This window comes from Cardiobacteriaceae bacterium TAE3-ERU3, from assembly GCA_019218315.1.
Lineage (GTDB): Bacteria > Pseudomonadota > Gammaproteobacteria > Cardiobacteriales > Cardiobacteriaceae > JAHUUI01.
The window spans coordinates 23,046-37,983 of record JAHUUI010000007.1 but is presented as its reverse complement, the minus strand read 5'-3'; the positions used below and the strand labels follow the sequence as shown (position 1 = coordinate 37,983).

The 14,938-nt window shown below is 52.1% G+C and carries 16 protein-coding genes; 3 read left to right on the top strand and 13 right to left on the bottom strand.

The features are described from left to right. Positions 1-7 precede the first annotated feature (7 nt). Positions 8-526, bottom strand: a complete 519-nt coding sequence (locus KRX19_11285) for a helix-turn-helix domain-containing protein (GenBank protein ID MBV7435603.1) — start codon at positions 524-526, stop codon at positions 8-10. Between the two features lie 228 nt (positions 527-754). Here KRX19_11285 and gpmA point away from each other — a divergent pair, with 228 nt between their 5' ends. Further along, positions 755-1,504, top strand: coding sequence for a 2,3-diphosphoglycerate-dependent phosphoglycerate mutase (gene gpmA / locus KRX19_11280; protein MBV7435602.1), 750 nt, complete (start codon positions 755-757; stop codon positions 1,502-1,504). Positions 1,505-1,581: 77 nt separating this feature from the next. On the opposite strand, the gene rtcA is transcribed toward gpmA, so the two are convergent. The 3 genes from rtcA to KRX19_11265 form a co-directional block, all read right to left on the bottom strand. After that, on the bottom strand, positions 1,582-2,607 hold the full coding sequence (rtcA, locus tag KRX19_11275) for an RNA 3'-terminal phosphate cyclase (protein ID MBV7435601.1): 1,026 nt from the start codon (positions 2,605-2,607) through the stop codon (positions 1,582-1,584). 241 nt (positions 2,608-2,848) lie between these two features. Then, a complete protein-coding gene (locus KRX19_11270; protein ID MBV7435600.1) occupies positions 2,849-3,274 on the bottom strand; it encodes a DIP1984 family protein in 426 nt (141 codons plus the stop codon). A 367-nt stretch (positions 3,275-3,641) separates the two neighbouring features. After that, positions 3,642-4,862, bottom strand: a complete 1,221-nt coding sequence (locus KRX19_11265; GenBank protein ID MBV7435599.1) for an RtcB family protein — start codon at positions 4,860-4,862, stop codon at positions 3,642-3,644. Positions 4,863-5,130: 268 nt separating this feature from the next. Between KRX19_11265 and rtcR the strand changes: the two genes are divergently transcribed. Further along, positions 5,131-6,726: an RNA repair transcriptional activator RtcR gene (gene rtcR, locus KRX19_11260; protein ID MBV7435598.1), complete on the top strand. Its 1,596-nt coding sequence runs from the start codon at positions 5,131-5,133 to the stop codon at positions 6,724-6,726. Between the two features lie 52 nt (positions 6,727-6,778). On the opposite strand, the gene KRX19_11255 is transcribed toward rtcR, so the two are convergent. From KRX19_11255 to KRX19_11220, 8 genes are all read right to left on the bottom strand, one after another. Beyond that, positions 6,779-7,264, bottom strand: a complete 486-nt coding sequence (locus tag KRX19_11255; GenBank protein ID MBV7435597.1) for a pyridoxamine 5'-phosphate oxidase family protein — start codon at positions 7,262-7,264, stop codon at positions 6,779-6,781. Positions 7,265-7,342: 78 nt separating this feature from the next. Beyond that, positions 7,343-8,146 carry a TIGR03915 family putative DNA repair protein gene (locus tag KRX19_11250; protein ID MBV7435596.1) on the bottom strand — a complete coding sequence of 268 codons (804 nt, stop codon included), beginning with the start codon at positions 8,144-8,146 and terminating at the stop codon, positions 7,343-7,345. Further along, a complete protein-coding gene (locus KRX19_11245; GenBank protein ID MBV7435595.1) occupies positions 8,143-9,405 on the bottom strand; it encodes a putative DNA modification/repair radical SAM protein in 1,263 nt (420 codons plus the stop codon). The genes KRX19_11250 and KRX19_11245 overlap by 4 nt, the downstream gene beginning before the upstream one ends. 5 nt (positions 9,406-9,410) lie before the next feature. Further along, on the bottom strand, positions 9,411-10,085 hold the full coding sequence (locus KRX19_11240) for a DedA family protein (protein MBV7435594.1): 675 nt from the start codon (positions 10,083-10,085) through the stop codon (positions 9,411-9,413). Positions 10,086-10,201: 116 nt separating this feature from the next. Beyond that, positions 10,202-11,740 (bottom strand): Ppx/GppA family phosphatase, encoded by a 1,539-nt coding sequence (locus KRX19_11235; GenBank protein ID MBV7435593.1) that lies wholly within the window; start codon positions 11,738-11,740, stop codon positions 10,202-10,204. 14 nt (positions 11,741-11,754) lie between these two features. Further along, a complete protein-coding gene (locus tag KRX19_11230; protein ID MBV7435592.1) occupies positions 11,755-12,537 on the bottom strand; it encodes a phosphodiester glycosidase family protein in 783 nt (260 codons plus the stop codon). Further along, complete coding sequence (locus tag KRX19_11225; GenBank protein ID MBV7435591.1) at positions 12,527-12,985, bottom strand: NfeD family protein; 459 nt, start codon at positions 12,983-12,985, stop codon at positions 12,527-12,529. Before KRX19_11225 ends, KRX19_11230 begins: the two co-directional genes overlap by 11 nt. Further along, complete coding sequence (locus tag KRX19_11220) at positions 12,982-13,929, bottom strand: SPFH/Band 7/PHB domain protein (protein MBV7435590.1); 948 nt, start codon at positions 13,927-13,929, stop codon at positions 12,982-12,984. Before KRX19_11220 ends, KRX19_11225 begins: the two co-directional genes overlap by 4 nt. 232 nt (positions 13,930-14,161) lie before the next feature. On the opposite strand from KRX19_11220, the gene KRX19_11215 reads away from it, so the two are divergent. After that, positions 14,162-14,305, top strand: a complete 144-nt coding sequence (locus KRX19_11215; protein ID MBV7435589.1) for an entericidin A/B family lipoprotein — start codon at positions 14,162-14,164, stop codon at positions 14,303-14,305. Between the two features lie 64 nt (positions 14,306-14,369). On the opposite strand, the gene KRX19_11210 is transcribed toward KRX19_11215, so the two are convergent. Further along, on the bottom strand, positions 14,370-14,834 hold the full coding sequence (locus KRX19_11210) for a hypothetical protein (protein ID MBV7435588.1): 465 nt from the start codon (positions 14,832-14,834) through the stop codon (positions 14,370-14,372). Positions 14,835-14,938: the final 104 nt, after the last annotated feature.

Below are 14,938 nucleotides of genomic sequence, written 5' to 3'. Positions count from 1 at the left end.
TGAAAGATTAGCGCTGCGCAGCAAGTAGAATAACCAGCAGCGCAATCATGCGCTCTGCCGGGACGTTATAGCCTTCGGCTACAGTGCGGCGAATCCAGCCGGCACTCTGTAGCGCGTTGAGATGGTGATAAACCTGCCCCGTCGAGCCTAGCCCGAGCTGGGCTGCCAAGTTTGCGGCTGTGGTTTCGCCTTGAAAAATCCCTTGCAGTAAAGACAAACGCACCGGATGAGAGAGGGCGGCCAGCGGCTCGGCTAATGATGCCCAGTCACTAGCTAGCAGTTCGCTGTTTTCCACCGTATATTGCCATTCGGCTTCATTTTTACTGCCTGCATTCTGGCGGTAATAGCCGCTGAACATCACAGCGCCTTGTGCTGCATCTGCTGTTTGTTGCTGTAGGTTATTGAGTGCGGCAAATGTCTTGTCGGTTGCTTTAGTTGTTGGCGCAGGTGTATTGAGTTGTGCCAGTAGTTGCGCAACTTGATCTTCGAGTATCCGTACGCGTTCGTCAATATTCTTAACTTGCATAAAGTCTCCTATACCTTCTCTGATTTTGTTAAAAATAATATCGTAATTCCAAAATTCTATAATTACGGAATAATTAAACCGGTTTGGAGGGGGCGTTATTTGCTGTATCTGCTCGTGGTCATGGGGTGAAATGGGTAATGGTTGCCTGAGGATATCTTCGCCTCGCCCTAAATTGCGCTGTTCTGCTATGATGCAGCCTGTTTATTTGTCAATAACTAAGGAGTTGGCATGGCTTATACGCTTGTTTTATTGCGCCACGGGCAGAGCACCTGGAATCTGGAAAACCGCTTTACCGGTTGGCATGATGTTGATTTGACTGATCAGGGTCGTGAAGAAGCAAAGCGCGCCGGTCAGCAGCTTAAGGAAGCTGATCTGGGGATTGATACCGTATTCACCTCGGTACTCAAGCGCGCGATTCGCACCATGTGGATTGCGCTTGATGAAATGGGCTTGATGTATCTGCCGGTTGAGCGCAGCTTCCGCTTGAATGAGCGCCACTACGGTGCACTGCAAGGCCTGAATAAAGCTGAAACGGCTGAAAAGCACGGCGAGGATCAGGTGAAAATCTGGCGCCGCAGTTTTGACGTGCCACCTCCGTTCCTTGAAGATGGCGACGAGCGCCTGCCGCAGAATGATGCGCGCTACGCAAAAATGGACGCTAAATCGTTGCCACGCGGGGAAAGCCTGGAAATGACCATCGAGCGCGTATTGCCTTATTGGCAGGATCGCATCGTGCCAGCACTGCGCAGCGGCAAAACGCCACTCATCGTCGCACACGGCAACAGCCTGCGTGCATTGGTTAAATACCTCGACGATATGAGCAACGAAGAAATCCTTGAGTTCAATATCCCGACCGGCGTGCCGATCGTTTATGAGCTCGACGACAACCTGCGCCCACTGAACTGCCGCTTCCTCGGTAGTGAGGAAGAAGTGGCGAAGTTGATGGAGGCGGTGGCTAATCAGGGCAAAAAATCTTAATTTAGCTAAATGCCTTTAAAGTTCAGCTATTGCTGAATGAGAGAAAAACGCTCCGTCGTAAATGACGGGGCGTTTTTTTATGGCTTGACGATTAATGTGTGTGCGCCGTGCTCATCTTCATCATGGCTGATGTGGCAAGGCAAAAACTGGCTGATGGTGTTGATCTGCGTGCGGGTATGTTCGCTGATGAAGCGCGAGCTGAATTGTCCGCCACCAGTGAGTGCAAGAGGCAATAGCAACTGATCGGTTAGGTACTCATCGACGCAGGCATTTTGCTGCAAATAGCGTTTGACCTGCCCGGCGAGGCGTTTGCCGACGTTTTCAGCACGAACTTTGGGGTCACCAAGTACGGTAAATGCTTCGCGGTGATGCTCACTCTCGACCGTAGCGCTGGCGACGATGCCTTGCCCAATGCCTTTGAAATGCACAATGTCGTATGTTGCTTCGATATGGTTGAGATGCTTGCTTGCGCTTTTAATGATGCGCTCGGCAATCTTGCGCTCAAGGTTGAGTGCCCCAACGCAGATGCGTACGTTGCGTAAATTGCCGCGTTCACGGCGATCAAAAGGTATTTTCGTGGCACTGCGTGGCTTGATATGTGCGGTTAACGTACCGCCACCGAGTGGATAAAATCCCGCCTGCGAGCAATCGAGGTCGACGTGCAACCCCATGTCCGCAATAGCAGGCGCAAAGGCGTCAATTAGAAAATCGGCAGTAGGTGCAAACGGGTTGTGCGTGCCGCCTTTGATGTTGACGCTGCTGGCATCCTCAGCGCAAAGCAGGGCTGGCAATATGGTTTGTAGTACGAGGGTAGTGCTGCCCGCGCTGCCAATATCAAATACGTAGTCGCCGCCGCGCAGAGCATGCGGATGGAAGTGCAAGGTCTGGCTGTCCAATTCTCCGCCAATGACGTCTGCATCGCTGATGGTTTGTGCGGCGCGGACGCAGGCGAGATGCTGACGCATCAGGCCCGGCTTGGCACGCCCGGCACGGATGTGGTTTAGCGTGAACGGCGTACCGGTGATGACCGATAACGCCAGCGCAGTGCGTAGGATTTGCCCGCCACCTTCGCCGTGGCGGCCATCGAGGATTAGCTTGTGCATGGTTGGTTCCTGAATAAAGAGGGGACACATCGTCAGTACATGGTAATGAATAATAACAAGTATGCAGCCGGGAAGACCGTTTTGCCTTGTGCATGATATTGAGCCTGAGTAGTGAGTGCCTTTTTGCACATTGCACGGCTCACATGCATCGTATTTGCCACTGCGATATATTTTCAATGCCTCGCTTGTGGCGGCAACGGCATCTTTGTACTCGCCCGATGTGTCCGAAAACGTAAAAATACTATTCCATCAGCTCGACTTGCCAGTTCGCAGCTTGAATTGTCATATTCAGGTTGCGCAGCTTGACGGCAATGTCATCGGCCTGCTTTTGCAAAGCAGCGATGTCGAGCATGGTTTGCCAGCGGATTTCGCGGTAGCTATAGCGCCCGTTGCTGGTGTCGCAGCTTGCAATGGCGTGTTGCAGCAAGGCGTGGCGGTCAGCCAGCGTATCACGCTCAATCAACAGATCAAGCATACTGCGCCCATCAGCAGCTTTGGCTTCGGCATTGGTGCGGTGAATACGCTGGATCAGCGTACCGAGCTCGCCAATGACGCGCTGCGCTTCAACCAGCAAATCCTGTGGTGATTCAGCTGGCAGTTCGCCTTCCTGCACTTGGCAGTTGGCGGTAAGGCGCTGCTTGAGCGCGGCGCGCTTTTTTTTGCAAATCCGCGCGGATAATCAGGGCTCCAGCAAGTTTCATGGTTTACTCCGTTTATGGTTAGTTGCCAGTCTTTATTGGTTGGCATCGCGTCGTTATTGCGGTAATTCAGGTGGCAATTGGCGGGCTTGTCAGTTAACAGCTCGGCGAACACATTGGCGGCGTATTCACCGCATAGGGTGACCGTGCCGCGCTGGGTATTGATCCAGTCGCGCAGCAGGGCGATGTCGCTTGGTTGTGGTTCGTGCTCAAAGTGGCAGTAAACGATACTGCCGCTTCCGGTGAGAATAATCGTCATATTTACCTCCTGTTTTATTGCCGCATAAGCTTCGCTTTCAGGCAAAATTCATGATTGAAAGCGAAAGGGCTCGGCAATCATCCTTTAACGCATACGACTTGCTTTAGCGTATGCACAATTTCGACAAGTTCATTCTGCGCCTGCATGACAGCATCGATGTCTTTGTATGCTGCGGGGATTTCATCAATCACCGCAGCATCCTTGCGGCACTCGACGCCTTCGGTCTGCGCAATTTGGTCGTCAATGCCAAAGCGCTTTTTCGCTTCGGTGCGCGACAGCACCCGTCCTGCGCCGTGCGAGCACGAGCAAAACGATTCGGCGTTGCCTTTGCCGCGCACGATGAACGACTTTGCACCCATCGAGCCGGGAATAATCCCGTATTCACCAACTCTTGCACGCACCGCACCTTTACGTGTGACGAGTATTTCCTCGCCGTAGTGTTCTTCGCGCGCCACGTAGTTGTGGTGGCAATTCACCGCTTTCACCGCAGCGTCAAACGGCTTATCGATCACCTTGCGCAGTGCGGTAATCGCGCTTTCCATCATGATTTCGCGGTTGGTGTAGGCAAAGCGTTGTGCCCAGCCGACCGCAAACCAGTAGTCGTCAAAATGCTCAGTACCTTCGGCAAAGTAAGCCAAATCTTTGTCTGGCAAATTGATGAACCATTTGCGCATGTCTTCCCGCGCCAGCTCGATAAAGTAGTTGCCGATCGCGTTACCAACTCCGCGGCTGCCGGAATGCAGCATGATCCATACTTGCTGATGCTCATCGAGGCAGACTTCAACGAAGTGGTTACCCGTCCCCAGCGTGCCGAGATGCTTGCGGTTGTTGGTGTTTTTCAGGCGCGGATGCTTGTCGCAAATCAGCGCGAAATCATCGGCCAGCTTTGCCCAGCCGTGATCGACGCGCTCGGTCGGGTTTTCCCATGCACCTTTGTCGCGCTTGCCGCCGCGTCTGCCGGTGCGGCCATGTGGGATCACGCGCTCGAGTTCGCTGCGCAAACCGTGCAAGTTGTCGGGTAAGTCATTGGCATGCAGGCTGGTTTGCACCGCCATCATGCCACAGCCAATATCAACCCCAACCGCTGCTGGAATGATCGCCTCTTTGGTCGGGATGACACTGCCAATCGTCGCACCAATGCCGACGTGTACATCCGGCATCACCGCCAGCCATTTGTAGATAAACGGCATTTGTGCGGCTTTGGTGAGCTGATCTTTGGCTTTTTCATCGACCGGCACACCATTCGTCCACAAGCGGATTGGGTGTGCGTTGTCCGGTTGTAAGATTGAGTGTCCGATTGGTTGTGTCATGTTGTGTTCCTTCTTTTTATCGTCAATTTCTTTCGTTATTAGCGGATTTGGTCTTTGCCAGAGGCATTATGTGTTGCTTGGCATAAAACCAACTCGGTGCTTACTTTGCTGTGGATGTGCCAAAAAGCGTAAAGTAGCAAAATAAATTCATATCTATTTGAATATTATTTTATTTTGCAAAAATAAATTTTATGAATGGAAATCTGTTTTTGTTGGTAAAATAGAAATTAATCTATCAATATAGAAAAATATCTCGATGAAAACCTGTGTGATTGGCTTTCTTGGCACAACGCTTGATAACGGCTTTAGTGATAACCGCTGGTTGCGCTGGCGGCCAAATGTCGGCCTGTGTATGCAGGATGATTTATTGATCGATACGCTGTACTTACTCCACCAACCGGAAGCACAGCGGCTGTTTAAGCAAGTTGCAGAAGATATTGCTCTGGTTAGCCCGCATACGCAGGTTGTCTCGATCCCCGTGCGAATGCCCAACCCGTGGGATTTTGCTGACGTCTATCAGCTGCTTTACGACTTCTGTGCGGATTTTACTTTTGAGCGCGATGCGCGCTACTTGCTGCACCTCACCACCGGCACGCACGTGGCGCAGATTTGCTGGTTTATGCTCGTCAATGCCGGTTATCTTCCGGCGCAATTGATTCAAAGCTCACCAGTGCCGCGTAATCGTAGCGACATCCGCGGTGAGTACCAGATTATCGACCTCGATCTATCGCGCTACGATCAGCTTACCGCCAGTGTGCAGGCGCGCTTGGAAGAAAACTGGCAGACGCTGAAAGCCAATATTGCGACCGAAAATCCGGCGTATAACCGCATGATTCGCGAATTGGAAACCGTCGCGCAGCGCTCCACTGCACCAATTCTGCTGATTGGTGCGACTGGTGCGGGTAAGTCCCAGTTGGCGCGCCAGCTTTACCGGCTCAAGAAAAGCCGCCATCAGCTGAGCGGTGAGTTGGTTGATATTAACTGCGCAACTTTACGCGGCGATACCGCAAGCAGTACGCTGTTTGGTCATGTGCGCGGTGCATTTACCGGCGCAGTGCAGGCACGCGACGGTTTGCTCAAAAAAGCCGATGGTGGCTTGCTGTTCCTCGATGAAATTGGTGAGCTGGGGTTGGATGAGCAGGCGATGCTGCTCACTGTACTGGAAGAAAAGCATTTTTATCCGGTCGGTAGCGACAAGCCGGTCAAGGCGGATTTTCAACTGATGGCCGGGACGAATAAAGACCTGCGCGACGCAGTACGCGAGGGCAGCTTCCGCGAGGATTTGTTCTCGCGCTTGAATACATGGACGTTCTTCTTGCCCGCGCTGAAAGACCGCCTCGAAGACTTACCGGCTAACCTCGACTTTGAGCTGGCGCGCCTGAGCCAGCTCGATCAGCGCAATTACCGCTTTAACACTGACGCACGCGCTGATTATCTTGATTTTGCCACCAGTGCGGAAGCAACTTGGCGCGGCAATTTCCGCGATCTGGCCGCATCAATGACACGCATGACCACGCTTGCTGACAAGCAACGCATCACCCGCGATGACGTCGCCGCTGAAATTGCACGATTGCGCCGTCTGTGGGCTGGAGATGTGGATAGGAGAAATCACGATGAAGCCGAGCAGCTGGGTGAATTACTCGGTGCTGAAGCCGTTGCGGCTATGGATGAATTTGAGCGCATCCAGCTGGCCGGTGTGGTGCGCGTCTGTCGTCAGTACCGTAGCCAAGCCGAGGCGGGGCGTGCATTGTTTGCCGAGTCGCGTAAAAAGCTGAAAAACCCCAACGACAGCGACCGCCTGCGCAAATATTTGGCTAAGTACAATTTGACGTTCAGTGATTTGGCTAGATAGTAAAAGCCCTGCGTAAAGCAGGGCTTGGCGGGTAGTCACTGTGCATTATGTGTTACAGATCAATTGAGCGGGTTTCACCAAGATCATCGGCGGTTTTGTCGCCGGTTAATGCTGCTTTGGCGAGTTGGAAGGCGCTATTTACTTTGCCGCCGCTTTTCCAGTATTGCGCGCTGTTTGCTTCGATGCAGACCAGCTGGATGTCTGAGTCGTGGGCGCCGTCAAAAAAGGCTTCATAGGCATCGCTCCACAATACATCAATTTTTGCTTGATCATTGAGCAGGGATGCTGTGCCGCTGATTGAGAGATAGTCACCGCCATCTTGATAGGCGAGGTTCACTTGTGGGCGTTCTTGCATGTGCTTGACCGCGTCGCTGCCTTTGCTCATCAAAAACCAAAGCTTGTGTGGCTGGTCGTCGGTTTTTTGAGTGGTCATTGGGCTGGCGTGCAGATGGCCTTTGTCACATTGCGTCGTGAGCATGGCAAACTTGGCGTCTGCAATGATGCTGCGGATAATTTCGATCGTGTCGTGATTGCTCATGTCTTTATCCTCAAAAATATGAAAGATTTATCTTCACATAGCCAACGCTGTTTGACTATGAACATTGTGCAACACGCTTTACTTCTTCTCCGTTGTAATTGGCTTTGGGGCATGCTGTTTTTCAGTGAGGTAGCGCCAGTAACGCAGCGGCATATGCTGGATGTGCAGGCGGCGGTTGGCGCGCTCTGCAATGTTGGTAGCGCGGAAATAGTCTTGCCACAGGCGCTGGTAGAAAGGTTCTTCGGCATCAACATTTTGCTGCTCCCAGCCTTGAATAGCCAGCTCATCTAGCGCAAGTAAGGTTGTGCTGGTGAGGTCGTAGTAAACGGCGTATTGGCGGCGCATGTCGGCAATTAACCAACGCTGATCTGCGTAGCGGCGGGCAAAGAAGGGCGCGATCAGGGGCAGGACGTCAAAATCCGGTGCAACGGGGGCGCAATAAATGCCGTCTGCGGCTTTGGCAAAGCGGACAAAGGCTTTCATGCGGTGCATTTCTCGCTGGACGCTTTTGACCCACTGGCTGAGGGTCAGGATGTCGTCGTGGGCGTAATCAGTAAAAACGCTGCGCGGTGCATTGGCAATACTGTGGCGGATCACGCCGAGCAGTACGGTGTCGCGTTCGGTGCAGTCGTAGAGTGCGCCTTTGAGAAAATAGCGTACGCCTTCTGCGCCCCACAAGGCATGGAGCCGACGCCATACACGCTGCGCTTTTTCAGGGTCGGTTGTGAGCTCAAAGCTACGTGCAAAGAGGTCTGCTGGCGCGTTTGTATTGGTGATGCGCAAACGTATGTCACTTTTGATGAGTTTGCGTTCGTAGGCGGTGAATACGGCGCTAAGGAATCCGTCGAAGCTGCCGTCGTGGCGCAGGATGACGTCTTTCATGTGAACAGCGGCATTTGCCCGGATAATGCCTGCTTGTATTTACTGTGGCTGCCAGTTGCGAGGCGCTGCTTGAGGTCGAGGTCGTCAAGCTGGTGCAGGTGCGGATTGTGTTCGTTGGTGATGATGAAGTATTTTGCGCGATTGACTGCAGCGCCCATTTTGCGGATGTGCTCAAGGGTGAGACGTTCGTTACGCCGCGCGGCGACGATCTTATGTGCGCTTTTGCTGCCGATGCCGGGGACGCGCAGAATCATTTCCAGCGGCGCGTATTGGATGTGGATGGGGAATTGGTGGCGGTGGCGTAGTGCCCACGCAAGCTTGGGGTCTATGTCGAGGTCTAGAAACGGGCTTTGTCGGTCGAGAATTTCATCAGCCTGAAAGCCGTAAAAGCGCATCAGCCAGTCAGCTTGATAGAGGCGGTGCTCACGCACTTGCGGTACGGCAGTGCCGATGGCCGGCAGGCGACTGTCCTCAAGTACAGGAACGTAGCCGGAATAATAGACGCGCTTGAGCTGTAGCTTTTTGTAGCAGTTATTGGCGACGTCGATAATTTGGCGGTCGGTTTCCGCAGTTGCGCCGACGATGAGCTGGGTGCTTTGCCCGGCCGGGGCGAATTTTGGGGTGGATTTGATCGTCTTGCGCATGTCTTTGAGTGCGACGATTTCATCACGCACGGTTTTCATTGGTGCGATCATGTCTTGATGGTCTTTTTCCGGCGCGAGTTTGGCAAGACCTGAAGGAGTGGGAATTTCCATGTTGATGCTGAGGCGGTCAGCGTAAAGCCCGGCTTCGCGGATCAGCTCAGGCGCAGCTTTGGGGATGGTTTTTAAGTGGATGTAGCCGTGGAAGTTTTCCTCTTCGCGCAGCTTTTTGGCGATCAGGATCATGCGCGACATGGTGTGATCAGGATTTTTGAAGATGCCTGAGCTGAGAAAGAGCCCTTCGATGTAGTTGCGGCGGTAGAAGTTGATGGTTAGCGCGACGACTTCTTCGACGGTGAATGCAGCCCGCTCGACATCATTGCTGCTACGTGAGACGCAATAGGCACAGTCGTAGATGCAGTGATTGCTGAGCAGAATTTTCAGCAGGGAGACGCAGCGGCCGTCTTCGGTGTAGGTGTGGCAAATGCCGCTTTTTGAAGCATTGCCGAGGCCGCCTTTATTATCGCGCTTGCCGCCGCTGGATGAGCATGAAACGTCGTATTTTGCTGCGTCGGCGAGGATGGTGAGTTTGTTTTGCAGACGGTCGTGATTAATCATCTGCGTCAGTCGTCTTGCTGATCGTCGTCTTTATGGTTCTTTCTGTTGCAAGCGCGGGCAGCGCGCTCAGCGATGAGGCTTTTCAGGCGTTTTTGTTTGCCGCGGCGGTAGAACCACCAGTAAATAATGGCGACAGCGATCAGTGCAAAAATAGCCCATTTGAATTCGTGAATGACTTTCAGCAGCCAGTCGTGGTTTTCTGCGCCGTAGTCACCGATATAGACCCAGACAGGCACGGAAATCAGTGCCGCGAGGCCGTCCATGACCAGAAAGCGCCAAAATGAAATGTGCGGATTCATCCCCGCCATGACGAATACAGGTGCGCGCAAGCCGGGCATAAAGCGCGCCATGAATAGCACGCGGTTGTTGTAGCGGCCGTAAAGGCTGTCGATTTTCATCATCCGCGGCGGGCTGAGAATTTTTGCGAACCAGCGGCTTTGGCGCAGGCGATCATTAAAGAAATAACCAAGGCCAAACATGATGGAGTCCCCGGCCATGACGCCGAGATAGCTGACCAAGACCATGATATGCACATTCGCTGCGCCAAGCCCGGCAAGTACGCCGCCTGCAACGAGGGTAACGTCCTCAGGGATAGGAACGCCCATGCCGCATAGCAGCAGTATCGAGAATACTGCAACGTATCCGTAGTCCATGAAAAATGACAGCAGTGAGTCGAGCATAAATTAATCGCTGAAAAGGATTTATTTTACAAAATTTATCAATTTAATACCATTAAAGCACGATAAATGTTACGAATTTTCGATCTTGATAATGTCATTATATATTTGATGGTGAATTACTTTTCCGTTGATTCTGGCGTTGATGCAGTAGCCTCACTTTGTGGTGCTTCAATGATATTTAGTGTGAGCTTGCCGGATTCAGCCCACAATTCACTTTCCTCTTGCAAGTCGGCCATGGTGAGTGGGTGTGCATCGAGGTAACCAGCCGGGAAGGTGAGGGTGTAATTCTTGTGTTCATCAACGCTGAAAGTGGGGTAGTTTGCCGGGTCAAGGTCGATGCGGCTGCGGTAAATCAAGACAGCAAGGCGCAGGCACAGGCAGAATTGCCAAGTGAACTTACGCTGAGCTTTGGGCAGTTTGTCGAGATACTTGCCAGGTAGTTTTTTACGCTGACCTTTGACCAGCAGAGCCATGATCTGCTGCATGAGGTGGGAGAAGCCGGGCATGTCGAGATGGCGGATCAGGTATGCACCGTGGTTTTGGTGCTTGCCGAGAGAAACAGCAAGGCCAATCTCGTGTAATTCACCGGCGTATTCGAGTAGTGGATCAAAGCGTGGTGGCGCGTTGACGCCAAGACTGCGGCTTAAATGGCGAGCGAGAATGGTTACGCGTGCTGCGTGCGTGGTGTCGATATTAAAGCGTTGCTGCAAAGCCGTGACGGTACGCTCGCGTTCATCGCCGTAGCCGTCGGTGCGCCCCATCAGTTCGAGCAGGACACCTTCGCGCAAGGCTTCCTGTGAGACGACGGCAGCCTCTATATCAAGATGCTTGAATAATGCTGCGAGGATACAGACGCCGCCAGTAAAGCCATAGGCACGCGCGGGGTCGATGCCGAGCGCCGCACTGATTTTATCTGCATGGCCGATCATTTGCAGGGTATCGAGCAGGCGGTTTAAATCTTTGGCGGTGACGTGGTTGGCTTCAGGGCGTTCGTTTTGAATGACGCGCAGTACGCTTTTGGCTGTGCCGGAGCTGAGGATAACGCGCTGGCGCGGGTAATTTTGATAAGCGAGAATGTGTGGCTCGACAGTTTGCCCGACGTGATTCATCGCTTTTTTGATTGCCCCTTTGTTGATTCGGCCTTTGTGGAAAAAGCGTCGTGCCATATTGGCGCAGCCAATTTTCATTGAGCGCAATAGTTCGGGCTGGCTGTTTTGCCCGGCGATCATCTCAGTTGAGCCGCCGCCAATGTCGATGACGAGGTTGTGGTCTTTAAAGTGGTTGTGCTCTGTGATGCCGAGATAGATCAGGCGTGCTTCTTCCTGCCCACTGATGATTTCGATGTTGTGCCCGAGTACGGCTTCACCTTTGGCAAGAAACTCTGCGCCATTCTCGGCGACACGTAAGGTATTGGTGCCGACCGCGCGGACCTGCTCACGCGGAATATTGCTGATCAGCTGCCCCATTTGCGTGAGTGCTTCGAGGCCGCGATCAAAGGCGTCGTGGCTGATGACGCCGTCTTTGGTCAGACCTTCGCCGAGGCGAACCATGTGCTTGACCTTGTCAACTTCCTGTATGCCACTGTCGGTGACTTTAACGATGATCAGGTGGAAGCTGTTAGAGCCGAGGTCGAGTGCTGCGTAATAGGGGTTTATTGAAGTCATGATGATTATTTCGCGGTTGTGACGGCGATGATGCCGACAAAATCAGGCCAATGAAAAGTACTGCTGACGCCTGGGATGTACCAGTTCGAGATTGAGCCATCGAGGTAGAGTGCTTGATGGCAGCCAATGTCTTGTAGAGCACTGGCTAGGCGGTAAAAGCTCGGCCATTCGTCTTGGCGCTTTTCAGTGAGAATAAAGAGCAGCTTGTTGTCTTTGGTCGTGCAGACGGCATTGCGTGAATAGGGGCTGGATAGGCCTTTGATGAAGCGGCTGTTGATTTTACTGTCGATGACGAGCATTGGGCCAGATTGCACAGCGTAGTCGGGCTTGGGTGCGTATTTCGCGTAAGCCGCGGTGGTGTTGATGTGCGCACGGCCATTCTTGAGCCAAAAAACACCGTTGGGCTGGATGTGGAAGTTGCCTTTTCCGGCGTTGCGGTTAAGTGGCGCGATTAACTTGCCGTGCTCAACCCATAGCCCGGCGGGGGTGTAATCCTTACTGTAAATACCGGCATTCATCAGCATTAAAACTTGGCGGTTTTCTGCCGTCAGTGCCGATTTCAGCTTGCCAAGGCTACGGTAGGCTTGGTCGTTGCCATCGCGCCAATGCAGCGATACTTGTGCCGGTTCGGCTTGAAAAATGCCGTAGGTGATGCCGTCAATGGTTTGTTGGCTGTAGTTGGCATAGGCGAGGTTGCTTGCGCCCAGCACGATTGCGCTGAGCAATGCGCAGAGGCTGTTGCGCAGTGTGATAAGAAGAGTAGATATCAGATGGCTATTAATCGGCACGTTTCACCAAGAGTGTGAGGCTGTCGATATCGGTGATGATCACTTTAGTGCCAGCGGGTAAGTCTTCTGCGCAGTGGATCGTCCATAAGCTGTCGTCAATATGCAATTGCCCGTATTGCTGCTCAATCGGCTGGCGCAAGATAAAGGTACGCCCAAGCAAGGCGCGGCCACGATTGTTAAGCTTGCCAGCTTGGTCGTTCGGGTTTTTCTGCCAGTGGCGGGCAAAAAGCCACCAAAAGCCGATGGCGAGTAAAGACAATACCGCGAAGATCAGCCCTTGGTTTTGCCATGATAATGTCGGCCACATGAGCAGGATCACAGCCATGATGGCTGCGGCAGTTGCCCATGTGAGGAAGAAGAACGTGACCGTAAAAATCTCCATCAACATGAACAGCCCGCATAAAATCAGCCAATTCCAAAATACGGGCTCAATCAGCCAGTGGCTCATGATTTGTCTTCCTTGCTGGCTTGCTTGAGCATTTCAGCCATGCCGCCAAGTGCGCCAAGAATGCCGTTGGATTCCATCGGCATGAAGAAGGTTTTTTGCTGATCGCTGTCAGCAAATTTGCCCAGTGCCTCGACGTATTTCTGCGCGACGAAGTAGTTGATCGCGTTCATATCACCTTCGGCAATGGCACGAGAGACCATGGCAGTTGCGCGTGCTTCAGCTTGCGCCATGCGTTCACGCGCCTCTGCATCGAGAAATGCTGCCGCTTTGCGGCCTTCGGCTTGCAGGATTTCAGATTGTTTTTCACCTTCTGCTGCGAGAATTTCTGATTGACGGCGGCCTTCGGCTTCGAGAATTTCTGCACGCTTGATACGCTCGGCTTTCATTTGGCGAGCCATGGCTTCGGCGAGCTCAATTGGCGGCGAAATATCCTTGATTTCAACGCGGGTCACTTTGACGCCCCAAGGGTTGGTGGCATGATCGATGGTTGATAGCAGGCGGATGTTGATGTCGTCGCGTTTGGAAAGCAGGTCGTCGAGTGCCATAGAACCCATTACCGTACGCAAGTTGGTCATGCTCAAATTTAAAATGGCGTATTCGAGCTCATCAACGGCGTAGGCCGCTTTTGCTGCGTCCATCACTTGGAAAAAGACTACGCCGTCAACGCTGACGATGGCATTATCAAGCGTAATGACTTCTTGGCGCGGGACGTCAAGGACGCGCTCTTTCATGTTGATCTTATGGCCAATTTTTTCGTAAAAAGGCACAAGAATATGGAAGCCTGGCTCTAAAGTGCGGTTGTATTTACCAAAGCGCAGGACGGTGTACTCCATCCCTTGGCTGACGATCTGAATGGCTTTTTTACCAAGCCAAAAGACGAGAAAAACAATAATTATGACGAAAATCGGAAAGCCAATTTCTGCGCCGCCGAGTAAATCCTGCATGGTCAAACCCTCAACAAAAATGATCAGGGCGAGTATAGCAAAATTCGTGCCTATAGAGCGTGCATAAGGGTGTATGCAGTACAGGAATTGTGATGTGGGTTCCAGTTTGTTTCGGAAGGAGAAACATTAAGTAATGTATATGATTGTTGTACTTGTACAACAGCCAAAGTGTGCGATAATTCGCGACAAGAGGCCACTGTGGCCTTGATCATCAACCTCGTAGGAGATCATTATGCGTAAATTACTTCCTGTTGTTGCTGCTTTGAGTGCATTCGCAATGTTTGGCTGCAACACTGTTGCTGGCGCTGGTCAAGACGTCCAGAAAGCTGGTGAGAAAGTTACTGAAGCTGCAGTCAAAACAGAAGCAAAAATGTAATTTTTGCTTGCTTGACGCAAAAAAGCCGGGAATCCCCCGGCTTTTTTTGTGCGCTGGAAATGCTTTAATTGGCTTTATTGTGTTCGTGGCTACTGGTCTTGCTCAGGTGCAAGAAAGCGCCCAGCCCGACGAGTAATATTGCAGCCGCGACGATCACTAATATTGGATAGATCAGATTACCGGCCATATCGAGCTGGCTGTACTTGATGATCATGATCAACCCTTCGAGTACCAAAGCAATAGTCACCGTGCCGACGAAGCGGGTAATGGTGCGGCGAATATCGCGATAAATATTGCCTTCTTCGCTGTTGGTGTACTCTTTGCCAACCCCGATGCCGAGCTCGAACATCGCAAGCGCAATCACCAGTGTATTGATCGCTTTGAGCAGTACGGCAATCAATTCTGCAGTGCCATCACTGTATAGAGTCAGCACAAACGAGTGCAGGGTCAAGATGACCATCAATAGTGAGATGCCATGAAAAATAGCAGAGAAAATAATGGCAAGGACTTTGCGGTAGAGGCTCTTCATGTGCAGTTCCGTAAAAAATGCGCGAGTATAACCCAACAATTATCAATTATGTCTGATGAGACGATAATTAACTCTTAACCTATTTTGCGTGATTTTAAATCCTC